Below are 19,835 nucleotides of genomic sequence, written 5' to 3'. Positions count from 1 at the left end.
CCCCGCGTTCAGCCCGTGTCGCCGTCCCAGCGGGCCTTGCGCATGTCCACCCGCTCGCCGTCCTCGCCGCGTACCGGAGTGCGTTCGGCCCGCCACCGGTCGTAGCAGGTCCGCTCGTGACCGGGCACCGGAGTGCCGTCGGCGTGGACCACCCGCCACCAGGGAACTCCGCCGCCCCACTGCGACATGACCCGGCCGACCTGGCGCGGCCCGCCCTCTCCGAGGTATTCGGCGATGTCGCCGTAGGACATCACCTTGCCGCGCGGGATGCGCTCGACGACGTCGAGGACGCGTTCGGCGAAAGGGGGTGGATCACCCTGCGCTGTCATTTGCTCCATTGTGCCGGACCGGCGGAGAGGATCTCCTCCACCTTGCCGAACACGTAGCTGGCGTCCTTGTTCGTCTGCTCGACCACGCCGTCCCGGATCGCGTAGACCTCGCCGTCCTCGCCGATCAGGCGCGCGCCCAGCAGCCCGGCCATCCGCGCGAGCTGGGCGACCTGCCAGTCCGACAGCGGCTCTCCGGCCAGGCGTCCCCGCCACGTGGCGATCACGTGCTCGTCGCCCTCATGGCGTACGACGACCTCGCCCTGCTCCTGCGAGCCGCGTAAGGCGTATCCCGCGGGAGTGAGCGCCGCCGCGAGTTCGGCGTGGGCGAGCGGTCGTTCCCGCTCCACCCGCAACTCGTAACCCATGGGCCGCGACAGTAGCGGACCCCCATGTACCTACGTGCCGGGAATGTCCGCTAAAAGCGGCACTGCATCTGAACTGTTCGCATTTGGTGTCCGAATAGCGTTCGAACCGAAGCCGCTACGTGATCAAGAGAACGGCCCCTGCCGGGAGCGCTCCCGCCCCGCTCTCTCCTCGGCCTTGCGGGTCAGCACCATCACCGCGCCGCCGAAGATGACCAGCCCGAGCAGCACCGCGCCGCTGAACGCGCCCACGCGCAGCCCGTTGGGCCCCGGAGGGTCGGGCGGCGCCGACAGCGGCCCCTGGCCGAAGTGCCGGTCGTCCGGCACCTGCACGGCCCGCCCCACCACCGCCAGGCGATCGGCCCTGGCCAGCGCCGCCGCCGCGTCCACCACGCCGAACCCCACCTTGTCGTCGTATCCGCCCGCCGGAGTGCCCCGCGTGCCGGTGGACAGCGCCCGCGCCACCATGGCGGGCGAGAGGTCCGGGTGCGCCGCCTTCAGCAGCGCCGCCACCCCCGCCACCAGCGCCGTCGCCGCGCTCGTGCCCTCGGCCGACTCGTGGCCGCCGCCGGGCAGCGCCACCGGCACGTCGACGCCGGGCGCGGCCACCAGGACGGACAGGTTGTCACTGCTGAACGGGGCGGGCAGCAGCTCGGCGTCGACCGCGCCGACGCCGACGACCCCGGAGTAGCCCGCCGGGAAGCTCCAGAAAGAGGTGTCCTTCTGCCTGCTGACGGCGAGCGCGCCGTCGTTGCCCGCGGCGGCCACCAGCACGACGCCCTTGTCCAGCGCGTAGGAGACGGCCTCGCGCTCGGCCGGGTGCGCGCCGTACGCGCCGATCGACATGCTGATCACGTCGGCCCCGTGGTTGGCCGCGTAGCGGATGGCGCGGGCCAGCGGGCTGTCGTCGCCGAGCTGACGCCCGGTGTCGGGCTCGGCGGTGCCGTCGGGGCCGATCGGCTGGTCGGGCAGCAGTGGCAGGGAGAGGACCTTGGCCTCCGGCGCGATGCCGAGCACCCCGTCGCCGCCGGCGACGCCGCCCTTGCCGCCGGAACCGGCGATCAGCGAGGCCATCGCGGTGCCGTGCGAGCCGGGCTCACGGACGGCGGCGACGGGGGCGCCGGTCATGTCGGGACCCGTGGTGACCCTGCCGCGCAGCTCCGCGACGCCGTCGTCCACGCCGCTGTCGATGACCGCGACCGTCGCCCCCGCGCCCTTCGTCACCCGCCAGGCGGCCTCGGCGTTGAGCGTCTGCAGCACCCACTGCTGCCGCTCGCGCACCTGCCCCTGCGGGATTGGGTCGGCGGCGGCGGGCGCGACGGGGGTCAGCGCGAGCGCCCCGGCGAGCGCCAGCGCCGCGCTCGCGACGCGACGTGACCTCAGCACACGTTCCCCTGCGTGCAACGCGGGACGGCGGGCGGCTCGCCGAGCGAGCGGGCGATGCGGCCCGCCACCGACTGGGCGGTGGGCCACAGCTCACTGTGCAGGATCTCCTCGGGCGGCACCGCCTCGCGGGTGCGGCCGTCGGAGTATCCGGCGGTCGAGAAGACCAGGTAAGGACCGGCTCCCACCCAGCCGTTGCGCTGCCGCTGGGCCGCCCCGAACAGCTCGGTGGCGGTGCCGGGGAAGGACACCGGGCGCACGCCGATCCGGTCGTCGGCGGGAAGCTGCGCGGCGGCCTGCACGCGGTCCTCCTCGCTGGCGAACACGGCGACGCCCACGGTGATGGCGAAACTGGATGTCTGGTCCACGTATGTTGCCCGCAAAAGCGTGCGGCAACCGTTCGCCCCGAGGATCGACCCGATCGGGGTGTCGAGGCCCCCGGCGCAGCTCGTCTCGGGGGCGATGCCGACGCGCCTGGCGTGCTGCTGGGTGCGGGCGATGCCGATGTACTCAAGCTCGTCGGGGAAGACGACGGTGGCGGGCCAGGCGTGCCAGCGGCGGGCGACGTCGGCCTTGACGTATTCGGCGCGCTCACCCACGGTGAGCGGGCGCGCACGGGTCTCGCGCAGCAGCCCGATCGTGCCGAACAGCACGTTCACCGCCGCGACCACCAGGATCGTGCCGACCAGGACCAGGAACACGGTGCGGTAGCGGATGCCGCGCGCCAGCGTGGCCCGCTCGGCGGCGGCGGTGGCGGCGGCCGAGGCGCGCCCGGCGGCGGGCCATGCCCGGACCCGGGCTCCCGCCCGCTGCCGTGCCCCTTCACCGGGCACCCGCGCCGGACGCGGCAGGCTCCGTGCGTTCGAATCCCCACCCGAACGGGGCAGCCCCTGCGCGACCCGCCGCGAACCCCCCTGAAATGGCCGGGGTCGTGGCCCCTGGCCGGGTGAAGGCGACCCGCCCTCGGCGGGGCGGTGTACGGGCCTGCGCGGCGTGCCCTCGGTGGGGCGGCGTGAGGGGCCCTGGGCGGGTTGAGGGGAGGGGCCCTGGCGTGACGTGGACGCCTGGGGCCCCGTCGTCTCCGGGCGCCCGTCAGGCTCCTCGGGCCGCCGGGGCTGTGACACACCTCAATGCTACGTCGCGCCGATCGGCGGCCCGCCCTCACCCGTGTCATTTCCGGGTGGGGAACCCATGGCGGCGGCCGCCGCAGCGCGGCGGACCCGGCCGACGACGACGGCGATGACGCATACGCACGCCAGCGCGCCGAGCCCGGAGGCCGCCGCGACGCCGCCGTAGAGGGTGATGGCCCGCTCATCGCGCCGGACCACCCGGACCGGGGGCGGAGGGCGTCCGGCCAGCGAGCCGATCGGGTTCATCGTGCCGGTGCCCTTGGCGCGCAGCGTGTGCCCGGAGATGCGGGCGGCCTCGGCCAGCGCGCCCGCGGCGTTCACCACGCCGAAGCCCATGCCCGTGTCGTAGCCGTCCGATGGGCGTTCGCTGGTGCCCGAGGTGAGCGCCTGTACGACAAGCGGGGGCGACATTTTCGGATATTTGGCCCTAATTAGTGCAGCCACCCCCGAAACCATGGCGCTCGCCTGTGAGGTGCCCCGCCCCACCCAGTACTCGTCGCCCGGCCCCGCCCCCAGGATGTCCACCCCCGGCGCGGCCACCATCACCGAGGGGTTGAAGTTGGAGAACGACGCCCGCCGCAGCCCCCGGTCGGCCGCCCCGACCGACACCACGCCGGGGAACGCCGCCGGATACGAGTAGGGGGCGAAGCCGTCGGCCCCCGGTTCCGCGGCCCCGTCGTTGCCCGCCGCCGCGACCAGCACGACACCCTTGGAGATCGCGTAGCGGACCGCCGCGCGCTCCTCCTTGGTGGCCAGCTCCTTGGTGATCGACATGTTGATGACGTCGGCCCCGTGGTCCACCGCGTAGCGGATGCCCCGGGCCACGACGTCTTCGTAGCGCTCGGCCGAGTTGAACTCGCGGAAGCCCGGCTCCTCGTCCTCCAGGATGATCCGCACCGACAGGATGCGCGCCTTGGGGGCGATGCCGATGATGCCGTCGCCGCCGCCCTTGCCGTGCCCGTGGCCCGCGATCAGCGAGGCCATGTAGGTGCCGTGCAGCCGCCTCGGCCGCACGCCCGGCGGGTTCGCGCCCTTGGTGAAGTCGCGGCCGACGGTCACCGAGCCCGCGAGGTCGCGGTGCCGCGGATCGACGCCGGAGTCGAGCACCGCCACCGTGACGCCCTTGCCCTCGGAGAGGGTCCAGGCCTTGGCCACCTGGAGGGTGCGCAGCACGGGCCGCTGGCTCTCGCGCACGTCGTCGGCGCGGGCGGGCGACGCCGTGACGCCGGTGAGGAAGACCAGGACCCCTCCGGTGAGCGTGGCGAACGCGACCCTCAGCACAACCACTCCGGGGAGGCGCAGTCGGGGGTGACGGGGCGGGTCAGCCCGGTGAGGACGCGTTCGGCCAGCGACCGGGCGAAGGCGAAGACGGCGGGCCGCTGCTCGCCGACGGCCCGCGCGGGCCTGCCGTCCACCTGACCGGCGGTCGTGAGCACCACGTAGGGGCCGCCCTGGCGCACGGACCCGGCCTGACGGCCCTCGGCGGTGAAACGGTCGGTGACGGTGCCGGGGAAGGCCAGCGCCCGCAGCCCCGGCTCCGGACGCTCGCCGCTTGGCAGGGCCTCCTCGGCGCGCATCGCGCGGGTCTCGTCGGGGAACGCGGCGACGCCGATGGTCACCACCACGCCCTGCAGCGCGTCGATGTAGGTGGCCCGCAGCAGGGCCTGGCACCCGGCCGCGCGCAGCGCGGGCACGAGCTTCGCGTCGACCGCCGTGTGGCATCGGTGGTCGGCGGCGATGCCGACCCTGCGGGCGCTCTCCTGCCCGCCCTGCTCGGCGGCGTACTGGATGGTCTCGGGGAACAGGCGGCCCGCGGGCCAGACCTGCCAGCGCCTGGAGACCTCCGCGGTCGCGGCGCGGCGCAGCTCGTCGGCGGTGGGCTCGCGGGTCAGCTCCGCGACCGCCGCGCTCGCCGCCACCCCGGCGGCGACCGCGCAGACCAGCGCGAGCACCGTGGTGACGATGAGGGCCGGCCAGGCGCGCGGATCGTTGGGTTCGTTCATACGGCCCCCAGCAGCCGGTCCAGCCCCCGGGACCACGCTCGAAGACCGCTGTCGCTCACTTGCTCGACTTTAACGCGGTCCATGCCGCCATGAGGTCAAGTCAGCGTGTGACATCCACCGTTCCGCTTAGGAACGTTCCGATAAGCCGGGACGCCGGGTATCGGCGGAACGGCGGATGCTCGTTCGTGTCGTGCGGGTACGTCAGTAGCTGGGCAGGCTCGGGTCGATGGACTTGACCCAGCTCAGCACTCCGCCCCCGACGTGGACGGCGTCGGAGAAACCGGCGTTCTTCACGATCGCCAGGGCCTCCGCGCTGCGGGCGCCGGACTTGCAGTGCAGCACGATCTTCCGGTCCTGGGGCAGCCGCTCCAGGGCCGAGCCGTTGAGGAACTCGCCCTTGGGGATCAGCGTCGCGCCCGGGATCGAGACGATCTCGTACTCGTTGGGCTCGCGGACGTCGACCAGGAAGATGTCGTCGCCGCGGTCCTGCATGTCCTTGAGCTCACGGGCGGTGATGGTCGAGCCGGTCGCCGCCTCCTGGGCCTCGTCGGAGATCGCGCCGCAGAACGCCTCGTAGTCTTCGAGGAGCTGGGTGACGCTCGGGTTCTTCCCGCACAGCACGCACTCCGGGTCCTTGCGGACCTTGACCGAGCGGTACTGCATCTCCAGGGCGTCGTAGACCATCAGACGGCCCACCAGGGGCTCGCCGATGCCGGTCAGCAGCTTGATGGCCTCGTTGACCTGGATCGAGCCGATCGAGGCGCACAGCACGCCCAGCACGCCGCCCTCGGCGCACGACGGGACCATGCCGGGCGGCGGGGGCTCGGGGTACAGGCAGCGGTAGCAGGGGCCGTGCTCGGCCCAGAAGACGCTCGCCTGGCCGTCGAAGCGGTAGATCGAGCCCCAGACGTACGGCTTGCCGAGCAGCACCGCGGCGTCGTTCACCATGTAGCGGGTGGCGAAGTTGTCGGTGCCGTCCACGATCAGGTCGTAGCCGGAGAAGATCTCCATCACGTTGTCGGTGCTCAACGCCACGTTGTGGACGATCACGTCGACCAGCGGGTTGATCTCCTTGACCGAGGCGGCGGCGCTCTCGGCCTTCAGCCTGCCCACGTCGGACTGGCCGTGGATGATCTGCCGCTGCAGGTTCGACTCGTCGACGACATCGAAGTCGATGATGCCGAGGGTGCCCACGCCGGCGGCGGCGAGATACATCAGGGCCGGGGAACCCAGCCCGCCCGCGCCCACACACAGCACCTTGGCGTTCTTGAGGCGCTTCTGCCCGGCCATCCCGACGTCGGGGATGATCAGATGACGCGAATACCGGCGAACCTCATCGACGCTCAGTTCGGCTGCCGGTTCTACCAGCGGTGGCAAGGACACAGTTCTACGCTCCCGTTTCAGGGGGTCTCCGTGTTCGTCAACCTAACCCGGTCACCGGGCATTCCCCAAAGCCGAACGTTACCGCTCAGCCGACCGCCAGTGCGGTGGCGTCCCTGATCAGCAGGCGCGACTCGCGTGCCACCGCCTCCGGGAACTCCATCTGCGCCACGTGTCCCGCCAGGGGCAGCAGCACCAGGCGCACCCTGGGGAACGTGCGCCCTGCGCGCGCGGCCATGCTCGGCCGCACCAGGCGGTCGTGGCGGCCATGCATGACGAGCGTCGGCGCGGTCACCCTGGCCGCCTGCCGCCAGAGGTTCTCCTCTCCCCGGCGGAAGTACTCGCTGACAATGGCGCGGGCGCAGCCCACCAGCGCGGCCCCCGCGTACGGCAGGCCGTCGCGGCGGCGCAGCTCCTCGACCGCCTCATCGAACCGGGCCGGGTGGACGCGCGAGGCGTCGGCGTAGCACATGCCCAGCGTGGCGCTGGTCCGGCGCTCGGCGGGGATCATCCGCATCCGCTCGATCGCCCAGACGCCGATCCCGGGCAGCGTGGACAGCGCCACGCGGGCGGGGCCGTACCGGGGCAGCAGGTCGGGCAGCGCGGGCGAGACCAGCACCAGCGACCGCACCAGGTCGGGCCGGAGTGCGGCCACCCGTACGGAGACCGCGCCGCCCAGCGAGTTGCCGAACAGGTGAACGGGGGTGTCGGACACGTGCTCGATGAGGTCGATCACGGCCTGCGCGTGGGCGGCGATGGAGTAGTCGGCGTCGTCCGGCTCCGGAGAGTAGCCGTTACCCGGCAGGTCGATCGCGTGGCCCCGGACGATGTCCTTGAGGCGGTCCATCAGGTCGGTCCAGTTGGTGGACGAACCCGCGAGTCCGTGGACGAAGACGGCGTTCTGCTCGGCCCCGGTGGGGGTTGAGCGCACGTGTACCTCGTGACCACCGAGCGTCAGCATCTCGCCGGTCCAGTGCGGGATCGGGCCCATGTCCTGCTCCCTGTTCTCCCCGCTCACCGCGCCCCCTTCTTCTCCTGTGCCCCCGCATGACCTCCGTCTCCTTCGACGATAGCCACGGTGTCCCGCTGCGCAATCCCCTGCCCCGGATGGCCGGGGGGATGCCTGGGGCCCCTGGACGGATGCCAGCTAATCAGACATTCACGACATATGTTACCTAATCAAGCGATAATAGTTTAATGCCAGCAATACAGAGATTATTAGTTAGTAAAGGTGGGAGATTGCTGTTTGCCCCTCAACATCCCCGGAAATCAGACAACCAGGATCACCCACAATGTGGTGTCATCCCAGACATTTACCGACTCATCCGGATCGAATGTCTCAGCGGACCATCATGCCTTCCAAGGGGGATACGCAATGCCCAAGGTCAAGAAAATCGCCGCAACCCTCGCGATCAGCACCGCGCTGACGGGTGGGGTCGTCGGCCTGGGTGCCGCGACTACCACCACCTCAGCGAACGCCGGAGTCTCCGTCGTCGCCCTCGGCGGGTGCGGTGGCGGCCATGGCTGCGGCAACCGCTGTGGCGGTGGCAGCTGCGGCGGTGGCGGTTGCGGCGGCAACTGGGGCCACAAGCGGTGGACCAACCGGAGCACGGTCAAGATCAACCATGTCACGGGCAACGTGCGGTGGCGGCACGCCAGAGGCTGCCTCCACATCCGCAAGAACTTCGAAGTGCTCGGCGGTTCGCCGACACACTGGTAAACGATTCCTTTTCGTGAACCACTGACGGGTCACGAAAAAGGAATTACGCAGCGAGGACCGGACGGCCGCCATTCCCGTCCGGTCCTCGTCTGACATGTTTTCCGCGCATGTCGATGACGACGGGCGCGACCACCTGCTGACGAAGTCGGCCATGCTCGTCCACCATCGCGACGGCGAAGGCCCTGACGCCTCCCCCCACGCGGCGTCAGGACCATCGGAGTTCCCGTTCCCCCGGATCAGCGGAACAGTCGCACCGCGTCCCGCAGGGCGTGCGCGGCGACGTCGCCGCCCAGGCGTACGCCGGTCTCGTCGGCCGAGCGGGTGTGGATGCCCGACCACACGCGCGCGTTCACGTTCTCCTCGGTGGGCTTCTTCCAGTCGGTGTAGGTCCTGGTCGCGCCCGGCTGGGTAGGGCTGGTGATGGTGTACGGGCGCTTGGCGCGGTACCCGACCAGGGCGGTGAGCACCTTCTCCGCCGCCCCCGAGTAGGTGTTGTGGCCGCTCGGGTAGTCGGGGTGGGCCGGCGTGTTGTGCAGCGGCGTCCACTCCGGGTCGGTGACGCGGAGCGCGGTCACGGGACGCCACAGGACGTAGGCGTACTTGGCGTCGGACGTGGCGATCTGCGTGTCCACGAGCGCCACGTGGAAGATCGCCACCAGTCCGGCGCGCCACGCCTGCGGCTTGTCGGCCGACTGGCGCACGGCCGCGCCGAGCACGCCGTCGTACAGGGTGAGCGAGGAGCCGTACCAGAACTGCGCGGTGTCGGTCTGCGCCTGGGTGCGCGCGGTGCTGTTCAGCGCGCCGTAGACGCGGACCTCCTCAAGGTCCTTGCGGTACCGCTCGGAGTCCAGCGCCGGAGGCGGGGCGGGGCGGTACTGGTCGGCCCTGCTCAGCAGGAACGGCCTGGCGAGACGCGTCCCCGCCTGGGCTCCAGGGCTGAAGGTGGGCGGCGTGGGCTGCCAGACGCCGGGCGCGGCGGGCTGCGGCGTGTAGGCGCGGTTCACCGACGCCGGGTCCAGGCCGTCGCCCTCGCGCTCCCTGAGCAGTGCGTCGGCCTCACGGACTCCCGCCGCGATCCCCCGCCGCTTGGACGCGCCCTCGGGGATGCGGGCGAGCGCGGTCGCCAGCGCGGCGTCCAGCTCGGTCTTCCGCGCCGGGACCAGCGCGACGAGGGACCGGTGGACGGCCGAGGCCAGCGCGGCGTCCCGGAACGCGGGCGGCGCCGGGCGCCGGCGCAGCGCCCTGGCCGCCGCCAGCCAGCTGATCGCCCAGGTGCGGCTGTTGGTGACCTGCGTGGCGGCGGGCGCGGCGGCGATGGTGGCGACGGTCGTGTCGTACCACTCGGCGACCGTGTCCACGCCCTGCCGCTGCGGGAGGGCGAGCGGCGGAGCGGCGGGCGGTGCCACCGCCGGGACGGCGACCAGCGCGGCCGTGAGTACCGATAACAACGACATGAGGGTCCTCCGGAAGTCGGTTGCGGCGGCGATCCTCACGATAGGCACGCGCGATCTTAAAAGCAATATTTCCTACTGGATTTACATGAATTTAGCATGATGACGGCACAGGGACACGGTGCTTGGTGATCCACTTACTGCCCTAACAGGGATTCGGGGGGGAACTTACGATGGCCGGAGCATTGATCATCGGGGTCGGACCTGGCATCGGCCAGGCCGTGGCGCGGCGCTTCGCCGCGCAGGGCATGCCCGTCGCCCTCATCGCCCGCAGCGCGGACACGGTGGCCGCCGCGGCCCAGGCCGTGGCCCCCACCGGGGTCAAGGTCGTCCGGTTGACGGCCGACAGCACCGACGAGGACGCGTTGCGGGCCGCCATCGACAAGGCGTCGGCCGAACTCGGCACGCCCGACGTCGCCGTCTACAACGCCGCCGCCGTACGCGCCGACGGGCCGGGCGAGCTGTCGGCGCGCGGCCACCTCGACGCGTGGGCGGTCAACGTGGTCGGCGCACTCACCGCAGCCGCCCACCTCGCCCCCGCGATGGCCGCGCGCGGCGGCGGCTCGTTCCTCATCACCGGCGGCATGCCCGTGCCGAAGCCGGAGTATGTGAGCCTGTCGCTCGGCAAGGCCGGGGTCCGCACCCTGGTGACGCTCCTCCACCAGCGATACGGCGACGAGGGCTTCCACGCGGCGAGCGTCACCGTGGACGGCCCGGTCGCGCCCGGCACCTACTTCGACCCCGACGACATCGCCGAGCACTACTGGCGACTGCACGAGCAGCCGCGCGAGCGCTGGGAACACGAGGTCCTGCACTCGGAGCCGTGATCCGGAGGCAACAAAAGGAGTAGACCGAAACAAAACGGCGGGCGTCCGTGGTTGTGCTGATCATTCATCGGCGCGACCACGGAGGTAAACATGCGGCGCTTATCGGGATCCGCGTTCCCGTCCGTCAAGGGCCATCGCAAGGTGCTCGTGGCCGCCGCCATCGACGCGTTCGGCGTCGGGGCCTTCTACCCGCTCTCGTTCCTCTACCTGCTTCGGCAGACGGACCTGTCGGCGGGCACGGTGGGCCTGGCGGTCACCGCGGGCACCCTGCTGGCCCTGCCGTTCGGACCGGTCGGCGGCATGCTGGCCGACCGGTTCGGCTCCCGATGGCCGCTCGCGGGCGGCAACGTCATCGTGGCGGCCGGATACTCGCTGTTCCTGATCGCCGACACGTTCCCGGCGGTGCTGCTCACCGCGTTCCTGATCATGCTGGCGGACCGGTTGTACTGGGCGTCCTGGCCCGTCTACGTCGCCAGGGTGGCCGGACGCGACCGGCTCGACGCCTGGTACGCGCTGGTCGCCATGCTGAAGAACGGCGGCATCGGCCTGGGCGCGCTGTTCGCCTCGATCGCCCTGGTCCTCGACCCGCAGGCCGGACGCCTGCTGCTGCTGATCAACGTGATCACCTCCCTGTTCGCCGCCGCCCTCATCGGCACCCACCGCACGGCACCCACCGAGCGGGCCCCGGCCGCACCGGAAGACACCACGTCCGGCCGGCCTGCCGCTACCTGGCGGGCGGTGTTGCGCGATCGGGGCTTCGCCGGTTTCTGCCTGGCGTTCACCGCGCTGTCCTTCGGGTGGATGCTGCCCACGGTCGCCCTGCCCGCCTACCTGGTGAACGCCGCCGGGCTGCCCGGCTGGCTGCCCAGCGCCGCCTTCGCGATCAACTGCGTGGTCGTGTTCGCCGCGCAGCAGTACGTCACCCACGCGGTGCGGCGGCTTCGCCGTACGCGCCTGCTGGTGGCCGCCGCCGCGCTCTTCCTGCTCTCCGTCACGCTGCTGGTGGCCGCGCCCGGCGCGGCCGGGGCCGTCACGGTCGCGCTCGCCCTGTCCTCCGTGCTCGCCGTCACCGCCGCCGAGCTGATCAGCGGGCCCGCCGCAGGCGCGCTGGTCGCCGCGAGCGCGCCTCCGCACGCGATCGGCCGCTACAACGCCGTCTACCAGCTCACCTGGACGGTCTCCGCCGCCGCGGGCCCCGGCCTGATCGGCCTCCTGATCGACGCGGGCGGCGTGGCGCTGTGGACCGGCTTCGCCGTCCTGCTGGTCATCGGCGCGGCCGGGGTCCTGTGGAGCGAAAGCCGGCTGTCCCCCGAGGCCACCCGCGCCCCGCTGATCCAGGTCAGCGGGTGATGTCACCGCGCAGCGGTACGGCGACGGCGGCGACCGCCGCCACGAGCGCGTAACCCAGCAGCACGGCGGCTCCGAGCGGAGCGGGCAGCGGCCCGGCGGTCGCGGCTCCGGTCTGGGCGGCCACGGCGTCGGCCAGGTAGGTGAACCCGGTCAGGGACGCCGTGGCCCCGCCTGGCAGGTACGGGTAGAGCGCCCCCGTGCCCGGGATCAGCAGCAGCGCGGTCTCGGCCAGGTAGAAGTAGCCGCCGAGTGCGGCCAGCGCCGCCACCCGGTTGCGCAGCAGCGCCCCCGTGGCCACGCCCAGCAGCGTGTAGACGGCCATGGTCAGCGCGATCCTGGCCAGCAGCCCCAGGACGGCGGTCGCGGGCAGGCCGAGCGCGACGCCCTTCAGCGCCGCCGTCCCGAGCAGCGCGGCCCCCGCCACGGCCGTGGTGAGCAACCCGTAGCCGAGCCCCGCGACCCCGTGCACGACCAGCTTCGCGGCCAGCACCCTCCACCGGCTGGGGGCGAACAGGACGGTGGTGGTGATCGTCCGGTGCTGGTACTCCCCCGCCACCGCGCCGGTCGCGATCAGCGCCGGGACGAACGCCAGGATGCCCAGCAGCCCGAGCAGCGCGCGGGTGCCGACCTCCGTGGCAAGGCCGGGCAGCGGGGGCTGGAAGTTCTCCGGGCCGATGAGGGCGAGCAGCCCCGTGAACGCGCCGCACACCGCCGCCGCGACCGCTCCCCACAGGGGCAGGCGGGAGGCCGTCAGCCGGTACCACTCCGCGCCGATCAGGCGGATCATGCGCCGCCTCCCTGGCCGCCGGTCCCGGTCGAGGTCAGGTCGAGGAAGGCGCGTTCGAGCGTGGGGCGCTCCGGGGTGATCTCGTGCAGCGGCACGCCGTGGGCGGCGGCGAGGTCGGCGATCGCGGCGGGGGTCAGCCCCACGACGCGAAGCCGGTCGCTCCCCGCTTCCTCGGTGTCGGTTTCGGTGTCGGCATCGGCCAGGACCGCCCGCAGCCGGGCGGCCTGCGGGGAGCGCACGTGGACGGCGGGCCTGCCGTACATGCCGTGCACCGGACCCGAGGCGACCAGCCGGCCGTCCCGGACGACCACCGCGTGGTCGGCCACCTGCTCCACCTCGCTGAGCACGTGGCTGGAGACCAGCACCGTGCGGCCCTGCGCGGCGAACCCGCGCAGCAGGCCGCGCAGCCAGGCGATGCCCTCCGGGTCCAGGCCGTTGCCCGGTTCGTCCAGCACCAGCACGGCCGGATCCCCCAGCAGCGCCGTCGCCAGGGCCAGGCGGCGGCCCATCCCCGTGGACAGCGCGCGGGTCCGGCGCCCGGCGAACGCGGCGACCCCGGTCAGGTCCATCACCTCGGCGACCCTCGCGCGGGAGTGGCCGCCCATGCGGGCGTAGACGCGCAGGTGGTCGCGGGCGGTGTGGGCCGGGTGGAACCCCGCGGTGTCCAGGACGGCGCCGACCTCGGAGGACGGCCTGGACAGCTCCGCGTAACGCCGCCCGCCGATGGTGGCGACGCCCGCGCTCGGGCGGACCAGGCCGAGCAGCATTCGCATGGTGGTCGTCTTTCCTGCTCCGTTCGGGCCGAGGAACGCGGTCACGCGTCCCTCGGCCGCCTCGAAGGCGAGGTCGGCGACGGCGGTCACCGTGCCGAAGACCTTGGTCAGGCCGCGTACCTCGATCATGCGCCCGGACTCCTGGAGGTCGCGCCGGAGGCGGCCCCGGGGAGCCGCGTCTGGAGCCGGTCGGCTTCGTCCAGGCTGAGGACCAGCTCGTCCACGCCGTCGATCCGGTGCGACAGGACGATCCGCAGGCCGGGGGTGCGGTCGGCGGCGACCAGGCGGCGCACGCCGTCCAGGCCGGCCCAGAAGCCGACCTTGAGGAACCCGCTGACGACCAGGCCGCTGCGCGGCCCGCGCGCCACGCCCAGCGGCGCGCGCTCCGGCCGGACCTCGCGGATCGCCGCGAGCGGCACCACCGTGCGCGACCTGCGGACGAACAGCCGCGTCCACGGCTCATGCGACACCACGAGCGTCCCGTCTCTTACCTCCGCGTGGATCATCGTGTCCTCCCCGAGTGATCAGATGTATCTGTTCTATAAGTTGTATATCAGATATGCTGCGAATGTGAACCTGACCATCGACGTCGACAGCGACGTCCCGATCTACCAGCAGATCAGGGACCGGATCGTGGAGGCGATCGCCCGTGGCGAGACGGCGGAGGGCGACCCGCTGCCGTCCACGCGGCAGCTCGCCGCCGACTTCGGGATCAACTTCCACACCGTCAACAAGGCGTACGACCTGCTCAAACAGGAAGGCGTCATCCGCGTCAACCGCAAGAGCGGCGCGGTCGTCCGGCGCGATCCCGCGTCGGGGCCGCCGGAACCGGGCTTCGGGGAGGGGTGGGAGGAACGGATGCGGGTGCTGCTCGCCGAGGCCGCCGTGCACGGGCTCGACCACGCCGAGATCATGCGCCGGTGCTCGACGATGCTGTCCGGGTTCCAGGCGACGGCGGTGGCGGTCGCGAGGGCGAAGGTCACCACATGACCCGGCACCCGACCTGAGCAGGGCTCATGAAAGCCTGATGACGACGACCCGACCACCCGCGTCCGCGAGGTGCGTTCGTTACGGACCGACTGCAACACCCACCTCGGAGGTGACAGACCGGTGACAGCGATCTGCCCATGGGCGGCCTGGGCCGGACACCCTCCAACGGCGGGGCGATGAGCGCGTTCCTCTCGGGGATGGCGTCGGTGGCGGTGATCGCGTGCGTGGCGCTGATCACTCCCGCGCTGGCCCGGCCGACGCTGCCGTTCGGGGTGCGCGTGCCGTACGACAGGGTGGCCGATCCCGCCGTGGTCGCCCAGCGCCGCGCCTACGCCAGACTGGTCCTGCTGGCCGGAGGGGTCGCAGCGATCCTGTCGGCCGTCCTGGCCGCCGCCGTCACCACCGGCAGCGGCCGGCTCATCGCCGTCGAGGCGGTGTTCGGCGTTTCCTGCGCGCTGCTCTACTACCGCGCGCACCGCACGCTGCGCGCGGCCAAGCGCTCCGGCGGCTGGCACGAGGGCCGCCGTCAGGGCGTCACGGTGGACACCACCTTCCGGACCGACCCCGTCCGCCTGCCCTGGCCATGGCTGCTGCCCGCGGTCGCGATCACCCTGACCACCGCCGCCCTGGGCTGGTACCGGTACGACGCGCTGCCCCCTGCGCTCCCGGCCCTGTCCGGCCTTGGCGTCGAGGACGGCCGGACCGTCCCAACCACCCCGCTCACCGCCTTCGAGCCGGTGCTCCTCCAGGCCGCGATCACCCTGCTGCTGCCCGCCCTGACCCTGGTGCTCCTGCGCGCCCGCCCCGACCTGGACGCCGCGCGTCCCCGGGGCTCGGCCCGTAAGTACCGCGTCTACCTGCGCGGCATGGCCAGGATGTCGCTGCTGGGGGCGGCCTGCTTCGCCTTCTGCCTGCTGATCGCCGCCCTGCGGCTGTGGGGGCTCGCGCCCGCGACGACGGCGTGGCTCGTCGCGACGTACCTGCCGCCGGCGGCTCCGGTGATCGGCGCGCTGGTGTGGGAGCTGCGTGCGGGGCAGGGCGGGCACCGCCTGCCGTCCATGCGGGGGGAGGAGTCGGAGGACTCCGGCCTCGTCCAGCGCGACGACGACCGGCACTGGTTCCTGGCCGGAGCCGTCTACGCCAACCGCCGCGACCCGGCGATAGCCGTCCCCGCCAGGTTCGGCACCACCTGGACCCTCAACCTCGGCCACCCGGTGACCTGGTCCATCCTCGCCGTCCTGGCCATCGTTCTACTCCTATGGACCGCCGGCGTCATCGACCTCCCCACCCGCACCACCCTCTCCTGACCCAACGTGCGGCGGCGCGGGCCGCGTTATTATGCAAACGCAACCGTATGCGTTTGTGAAACGAGGCGAGCGGATGCCGGAAACCCCGGGCCAGGCTTCCACGCGGCGCAGCCGGGGCAGGCCGCGCGATCCCGAGGCCGATGAGACGATCATGAAGGCGGCGCTGGAGCTGTTCGTGGAGCGCGGCCTGGAGGGCGCGAACTTCGAGCGGATCGCCAAGCGCGCGGGCGTCGCCAAGGTCACCGTCTACCGGCGCTGGTCGTCCAAGGAGGAACTGCTCACCCAGGCGATCGAGCACGCCCGCACCCTCGTCCCCGAGGAGGAGGTCTGGTCCACCGCCGACCTCACGGCGCGGCCGGCCGACGAGCGGCTCATCGACTCCTGGGTGCGCACGTTCGGCGACGCCCGGTTCCGGGCGATCCTCGCCCAGCTCATCGGCTCCAGCCTCGCCCAGCCGTCCCTGCTGGACACCTACCGCGAGCAGTACATCCGGCCCCGCCGCCGCCTGATCCACTCCACGCTGGAGCAGGCCCGGCGCGACGGCCGCCTGGCCGCCGACGCCGACATCGACACCGTGATCGACATGGTGGTCGGCGCGGCGATGTACCGCATGCTCCTCGATTCGAACGCATCGGACGATCCCGACTCCACGGGCCGGTACTTGACGGCCGTCCTCAAGCAGGCCGACCGGCTGCTACGCCCCCCGGCCGAGGAGGAACCCGCATGACCGGATACATCGACGCGCGGCAGCACATGATCCCCGACGACTACGGGCACTGGCTGCGCGAGCACGGAGTGCACGCTCCCGGAGGCCGCGAACCGCCCGATCTTCGTCCCTCTCCGGGTGGACTGCTTGACGCGGTGGTGAGTTCGCGGGCGGTCTTGTCTCCACGGCGGCGGGAATGCTTCGCGGGCTCCGGCCACGCCGACGCCCGCGTTGATGCGCGCGCCGAGCAGGTTGGCGAGGACGAGGAGCTGGAACAGCGGGCGCGGCCGGGCGCGGAGCTTGATCCCGGCCTGTTCGGCGTAGGTCTCCCCGGCGGTCCGCAGCACTGTGGCGACGTCGGTCATGGATCTCACCCCAGGAGCCGACTACCCACGGGGTAGGGGTTACGCCGACTTGCGGGGGCGGCGCTTGGGCTTGTCCTCCTCGGGCTCGGCCTTCTTCCCGGCCGCCCGTTTGCGCGGGGTGCCCTCGCGTTCCTTCTTGGCGGCGTCCACGCTGGCGCGCAGCGCGGCCATGAGGTCGACGGCGGGCCCGGCCTCCTCCTCGCCGGCCTCGGGCTGGACGACCTCGCGACCCTCGACCTTGGCCTCGATGACCTTCTGCAGGGCTTCGCGGTAGCTGTCGTGGTACTCGGAGGGCTCGAAGTCGGAGGCCATGGTGTCGATCAGCGACTCGGCCATCTTCAGCTCCTGCGGCCGGACGTCGATGTCCTCGTCGAGGAACCCGAACTCGGCGCCGCGGATCTCGTCGGGCCACAGCATCGTCTCCAGGACGAAGATGCCGTCGCGGACGCGCAGCGTGGCCAGCGACTCGCGCTGGCGCAGCGCGATCTTCACGACGGCGACCTGCCCGGACCGCTCAAGGGCGTCGCGCAGCAGCACGTACGGCTTGGCACCCTGCGCGTCCGGCTCCAGATAGTAGGACTTGGCGAAGTAGATCGGGTCGATCTGCTCGGCCGGGGTGAACTGGAGCACGTCGATTCGGCGGGACGTGGACAGCGGGAGGTCTTCGAAGTCCTCGTCCGTCAGCACCACGATCTCGCCGGTGGCCAGTTCGTAGCCCTTGGCGATGTCGGCGTAGGCGACCTCCTCGCCGTCGACGGTGCAGACCCGCTTGTATCTGATCCGGCCGCCGTCCGCCCGGTGGACCTGGTGGAAGGTGACGTCCCTCTGCTCGGTGGCCGAGTAGAGCTTGACGGGGATCGTGACCAGCCCGAAGGAGATCGCGCCCTTCCAGATGCTGCGCATCGCCTCTCCCAACCGGATCCCGCCCAAGCCGTCGGGCCTCGTCCACATATTCATACACAGGTTCGATTAAGGCCACACCCGAATGGAATCCCTCACCTTTGGGGGACATACCCGTCATGGGGAATCCGATGCCCGCTGGGAGCGGCCGGGTGACGGTCCGGGTCGCCGACAGGTCGCTGCGGCTGAGCAACCTGGACAAGGTCCTCTATCCGGAGGAGGGCTTCACGAAGGCCGAGGTCATCGACTACTACTCGCGCGTCGCCCCGGTCCTCCTCCCCCACCTGGACGGCAGGCCGCTCACCGTCAAGCGCTACCCCGACGGCGTCGACGGCCCCTTCTTCTTCGAGAAGAACGCCCCCCGCCACCTGCCCGGCTGGATCCGCACCGCGACCCTCCCCGCGCCGGGCAGCACCAAGGACCGCGACACCATCGACTTCGCCGTCATCGAGCACCTCCCCGACCTGGTCTACTACGCCAACCTGGCCGCCCTGGAACTGCACGTGCCGATGTGGCGGGTGAGCCCGCAGGGGCAGGCACTCGCCCCCGACACACTGGTCTTCGACCTCGACCCGGGCCCGCCCGCCACCGTCGTGGAGTGCTGCCGGGTCGCCCTGCTGCTGCGCGAGGTGCTGGCCGAGGACGGCCTGACCGCCTGCCCGAAGACCAGTGGCAGCAAGGGCATGCAGCTCTACGCCCCCTGGCGCCGCGCGGGCGACTCCCGCGAGTACGCCAGGGAGATCGCCCGCCGTCTGGAGGCCGGGCACCCCGGCGAGATCGTCAGCGTGATGGCCAAGAAGGCGCGCGAGGGCAAGGTCTTCATCGACTGGAGCCAGAACAACCCGGCCAAGACCACCGTCGCGCCGTACTCGCTGCGAGCCCGTTCCCGTCCCACCGTGTCAACCCCGCTCACCTGGGAAGAGGTCGAGGAGTGCGACAATCCGCACGAGTTGGCGTTCACCGCGTCCGAAGTCCTGACCAGGGTGGACGACCATGGAGACCTCTTCGGCCCGGTGGCGCACTAGCGTTGTCGGAGGGGGGCCGTAGTGTGGACCCTGTCGGTTTCATCGAGGGAGGGACGACCGATGTCGGAGATGGACGTGCGCGGTGACAGCCTCGTCGACCGCGCTCTCGACGAAGAAACGTCCATGCAGGAGATCGCCATCGAGATCGAGGAGGCCGACGCCGTCGAGCAGCATCGCGAGATGCGCGCGGCGACCGGCGGCCGGTGGCGGCAGGAGATCCCCTTCGACGTGGACCCCTTCGACGCCGCCGACCAGGAACGCACGGTCGACATCGACGAAGACGACTATCGCTGAGCCGTGTTACCCGCGCGTAGGATGTCGCGAAACCGTGCGGGCAGTGAGAAACACCCCACCGCCCCACGTCAACCGACCGCCGTCAGCTAGGAGACCGCCGTGACCGCCACCCCGGAAGCCAAACCCCGGGGCACCCGGTTGCCCCGGCTGGCCCGCCGCCGCCAGTTGCTGGGGGCGGCGCAACAGGTGTTCGTGGAGAACGGCTACCACGCCGCCGCCATGGACGACATCGCCGAGCGCGCCGGGGTCAGCAAGCCGGTGCTCTACCAGCACTTCCCGAGCAAGCTCGAACTCTATCTGGCCCTGCTCGACATGCACGTCGACGACATGGTCACCCGCTGCCGCGAGGCGCTGGCCTCGACGAACGACAACAAGCAGCGGGTGCAGGCGGCGATCGGGGCGTTCTTCGACTTCATCTCCGGCCAGGGCGAGGCCTTCCGGCTGGTGTTCGAATCCGACCTGCGCAACGTGGCCGACGTGCGCCAGCGGGTGGAACGATCGCTGCGTGAGAGCGCCGACATGATCAGCGCGGTCATCCAGGAGGAGACCGGCTGCTCCCGCGAGGAGGCGCACCTGCTCAGCATCGGGCTGGTGGGCCTGGCAGAGGTCAGCGCGCGCTACTGGCTGACCAGCGGCGACACCATCCCGAAGGACGCGGCGACCCAGCTCATGGCGCGCCTGGCCTGGCGCGGCATCGGCGGCTTCCCCCGCACCGGCTGAACGCCCGGCGCGGCCGTCCCTGTTCGCTTGACG

General features: G+C 71.9%; 23 protein-coding genes. 10 read left to right on the top strand and 13 right to left on the bottom strand.

What is annotated here, in order from left to right:
* Positions 1-8 precede the first annotated feature (8 nt).
* The 8 genes from P3X83_RS23200 to P3X83_RS23165 all read right to left on the bottom strand — a co-directional run bounded on the left by P3X83_RS23200 (position 9) and on the right by P3X83_RS23165 (position 7,605).
* Positions 9-338 (bottom strand): MGMT family protein, encoded by a 330-nt coding sequence (locus P3X83_RS23200; RefSeq protein ID WP_277307282.1) that lies wholly within the window; start codon positions 336-338, stop codon positions 9-11.
* The gene (locus tag P3X83_RS23195) at positions 326-694 is read right to left on the bottom strand and encodes a hypothetical protein (protein WP_277307281.1); all 369 of its coding nucleotides are present in this window, start codon (positions 692-694) and stop codon (positions 326-328) included. The genes P3X83_RS23200 and P3X83_RS23195 overlap by 13 nt, the downstream gene beginning before the upstream one ends.
* A gap of 123 nt (positions 695-817) precedes the next feature.
* On the bottom strand, positions 818-2,077 hold the full coding sequence (locus P3X83_RS23190) for a S8 family serine peptidase (RefSeq protein ID WP_277307280.1): 1,260 nt from the start codon (positions 2,075-2,077) through the stop codon (positions 818-820).
* The gene (locus P3X83_RS23185; RefSeq protein WP_277307279.1) at positions 2,071-2,907 is read right to left on the bottom strand and encodes a hypothetical protein; all 837 of its coding nucleotides are present in this window, start codon (positions 2,905-2,907) and stop codon (positions 2,071-2,073) included. The genes P3X83_RS23190 and P3X83_RS23185 overlap by 7 nt, the downstream gene beginning before the upstream one ends.
* Before the next feature lie 300 nt (positions 2,908-3,207).
* The gene (locus tag P3X83_RS23180) at positions 3,208-4,485 is read right to left on the bottom strand and encodes a S8 family serine peptidase (RefSeq protein ID WP_277307278.1); all 1,278 of its coding nucleotides are present in this window, start codon (positions 4,483-4,485) and stop codon (positions 3,208-3,210) included.
* A complete protein-coding gene (locus P3X83_RS23175) occupies positions 4,479-5,207 on the bottom strand; it encodes a hypothetical protein (RefSeq protein ID WP_277307277.1) in 729 nt (242 codons plus the stop codon). Before P3X83_RS23175 ends, P3X83_RS23180 begins: the two co-directional genes overlap by 7 nt.
* Positions 5,208-5,408: 201 nt before the next feature.
* Positions 5,409-6,590, bottom strand: a complete 1,182-nt coding sequence (gene moeZ / locus P3X83_RS23170; RefSeq protein WP_277307276.1) for an adenylyltransferase/sulfurtransferase MoeZ — start codon at positions 6,588-6,590, stop codon at positions 5,409-5,411.
* An 85-nt stretch (positions 6,591-6,675) separates the two neighbouring features.
* Entirely contained in the window at positions 6,676-7,605 is a 930-nt protein-coding gene (locus P3X83_RS23165; RefSeq protein ID WP_277307275.1) for an alpha/beta fold hydrolase, read from the bottom strand.
* Between the two features lie 357 nt (positions 7,606-7,962).
* On the opposite strand from P3X83_RS23165, the gene P3X83_RS23160 reads away from it, so the two are divergent.
* Positions 7,963-8,307 carry a hypothetical protein gene (locus tag P3X83_RS23160; RefSeq protein WP_277307274.1) on the top strand — a complete coding sequence of 115 codons (345 nt, stop codon included), beginning with the start codon at positions 7,963-7,965 and terminating at the stop codon, positions 8,305-8,307.
* A gap of 236 nt (positions 8,308-8,543) precedes the next feature.
* Here the strand turns inward: P3X83_RS23160 and P3X83_RS23155 are convergent, their stop codons facing one another.
* Positions 8,544-9,761: a vanadium-dependent haloperoxidase gene (locus tag P3X83_RS23155; RefSeq protein WP_277307273.1), complete on the bottom strand. Its 1,218-nt coding sequence runs from the start codon at positions 9,759-9,761 to the stop codon at positions 8,544-8,546.
* A gap of 170 nt (positions 9,762-9,931) precedes the next feature.
* On the opposite strand from P3X83_RS23155, the gene P3X83_RS23150 reads away from it, so the two are divergent.
* Complete coding sequence (locus P3X83_RS23150) at positions 9,932-10,585, top strand: SDR family NAD(P)-dependent oxidoreductase (RefSeq protein ID WP_277307272.1); 654 nt, start codon at positions 9,932-9,934, stop codon at positions 10,583-10,585.
* 90 nt (positions 10,586-10,675) lie between these two features.
* A complete protein-coding gene (locus tag P3X83_RS23145; protein ID WP_277307271.1) occupies positions 10,676-11,935 on the top strand; it encodes an MFS transporter in 1,260 nt (419 codons plus the stop codon).
* On the opposite strand, the gene P3X83_RS23140 is transcribed toward P3X83_RS23145, so the two are convergent.
* From P3X83_RS23140 to P3X83_RS23130, 3 genes are read right to left on the bottom strand one after another with little or no spacing between them, the layout of a single operon-like run.
* On the bottom strand, positions 11,925-12,722 hold the full coding sequence (locus P3X83_RS23140) for an ABC transporter permease subunit (RefSeq protein ID WP_277307270.1): 798 nt from the start codon (positions 12,720-12,722) through the stop codon (positions 11,925-11,927). The two genes, P3X83_RS23145 and P3X83_RS23140, sit on opposite strands and share 11 nt — an antisense overlap.
* Entirely contained in the window at positions 12,719-13,624 is a 906-nt protein-coding gene (locus P3X83_RS23135; RefSeq protein WP_277307269.1) for an ATP-binding cassette domain-containing protein, read from the bottom strand. The genes P3X83_RS23140 and P3X83_RS23135 overlap by 4 nt, the downstream gene beginning before the upstream one ends.
* Entirely contained in the window at positions 13,621-14,001 is a 381-nt protein-coding gene (locus P3X83_RS23130) for a hypothetical protein (protein WP_277307268.1), read from the bottom strand. The genes P3X83_RS23135 and P3X83_RS23130 overlap by 4 nt, the downstream gene beginning before the upstream one ends.
* A 64-nt stretch (positions 14,002-14,065) precedes the next feature.
* Between P3X83_RS23130 and P3X83_RS23125 the strand changes: the two genes are divergently transcribed.
* The 4 genes from P3X83_RS23125 (at position 14,066) to P3X83_RS23110 (ending at position 16,899) form a co-directional block, all read left to right on the top strand.
* Entirely contained in the window at positions 14,066-14,485 is a 420-nt protein-coding gene (locus P3X83_RS23125; RefSeq protein WP_277307267.1) for a GntR family transcriptional regulator, read from the top strand.
* A gap of 176 nt (positions 14,486-14,661) precedes the next feature.
* Positions 14,662-15,792 (top strand): DUF5808 domain-containing protein, encoded by a 1,131-nt coding sequence (locus tag P3X83_RS23120; protein WP_277307266.1) that lies wholly within the window; start codon positions 14,662-14,664, stop codon positions 15,790-15,792.
* Positions 15,793-15,865: 73 nt separating this feature from the next.
* Entirely contained in the window at positions 15,866-16,519 is a 654-nt protein-coding gene (locus P3X83_RS23115) for a TetR/AcrR family transcriptional regulator (protein WP_277307265.1), read from the top strand.
* Positions 16,516-16,899, top strand: coding sequence for a hypothetical protein (locus P3X83_RS23110; RefSeq protein ID WP_277307264.1), 384 nt, complete (start codon positions 16,516-16,518; stop codon positions 16,897-16,899). The genes P3X83_RS23115 and P3X83_RS23110 overlap by 4 nt, the downstream gene beginning before the upstream one ends.
* A gap of 3 nt (positions 16,900-16,902) precedes the next feature.
* Here the strand turns inward: P3X83_RS23110 and P3X83_RS23105 are convergent, their stop codons facing one another.
* Positions 16,903-17,766, bottom strand: coding sequence for a Ku protein (locus tag P3X83_RS23105; RefSeq protein WP_277307263.1), 864 nt, complete (start codon positions 17,764-17,766; stop codon positions 16,903-16,905).
* Between the two features lie 128 nt (positions 17,767-17,894).
* On the opposite strand from P3X83_RS23105, the gene ligD reads away from it, so the two are divergent.
* The 3 genes from ligD (at position 17,895) to P3X83_RS23090 (ending at position 19,802) form a co-directional block, all read left to right on the top strand.
* Positions 17,895-18,788 (top strand): non-homologous end-joining DNA ligase, encoded by an 894-nt coding sequence (ligD, locus tag P3X83_RS23100; protein WP_277307262.1) that lies wholly within the window; start codon positions 17,895-17,897, stop codon positions 18,786-18,788.
* A 60-nt stretch (positions 18,789-18,848) separates the two neighbouring features.
* Complete coding sequence (locus P3X83_RS23095; protein ID WP_277307261.1) at positions 18,849-19,082, top strand: hypothetical protein; 234 nt, start codon at positions 18,849-18,851, stop codon at positions 19,080-19,082.
* A 99-nt stretch (positions 19,083-19,181) separates the two neighbouring features.
* Positions 19,182-19,802 (top strand): TetR/AcrR family transcriptional regulator, encoded by a 621-nt coding sequence (locus tag P3X83_RS23090; RefSeq protein ID WP_277307260.1) that lies wholly within the window; start codon positions 19,182-19,184, stop codon positions 19,800-19,802.
* Positions 19,803-19,835: the final 33 nt, after the last annotated feature.

Source organism: Spongiactinospora sp. TRM90649, from assembly GCF_029382225.1.
Lineage (GTDB): Bacteria > Actinomycetota > Actinomycetes > Streptosporangiales > Streptosporangiaceae > Spongiactinospora.
Note: the sequence above shows the minus strand (reverse complement) of the source record. Positions and strands in the feature narration are given on the sequence as shown.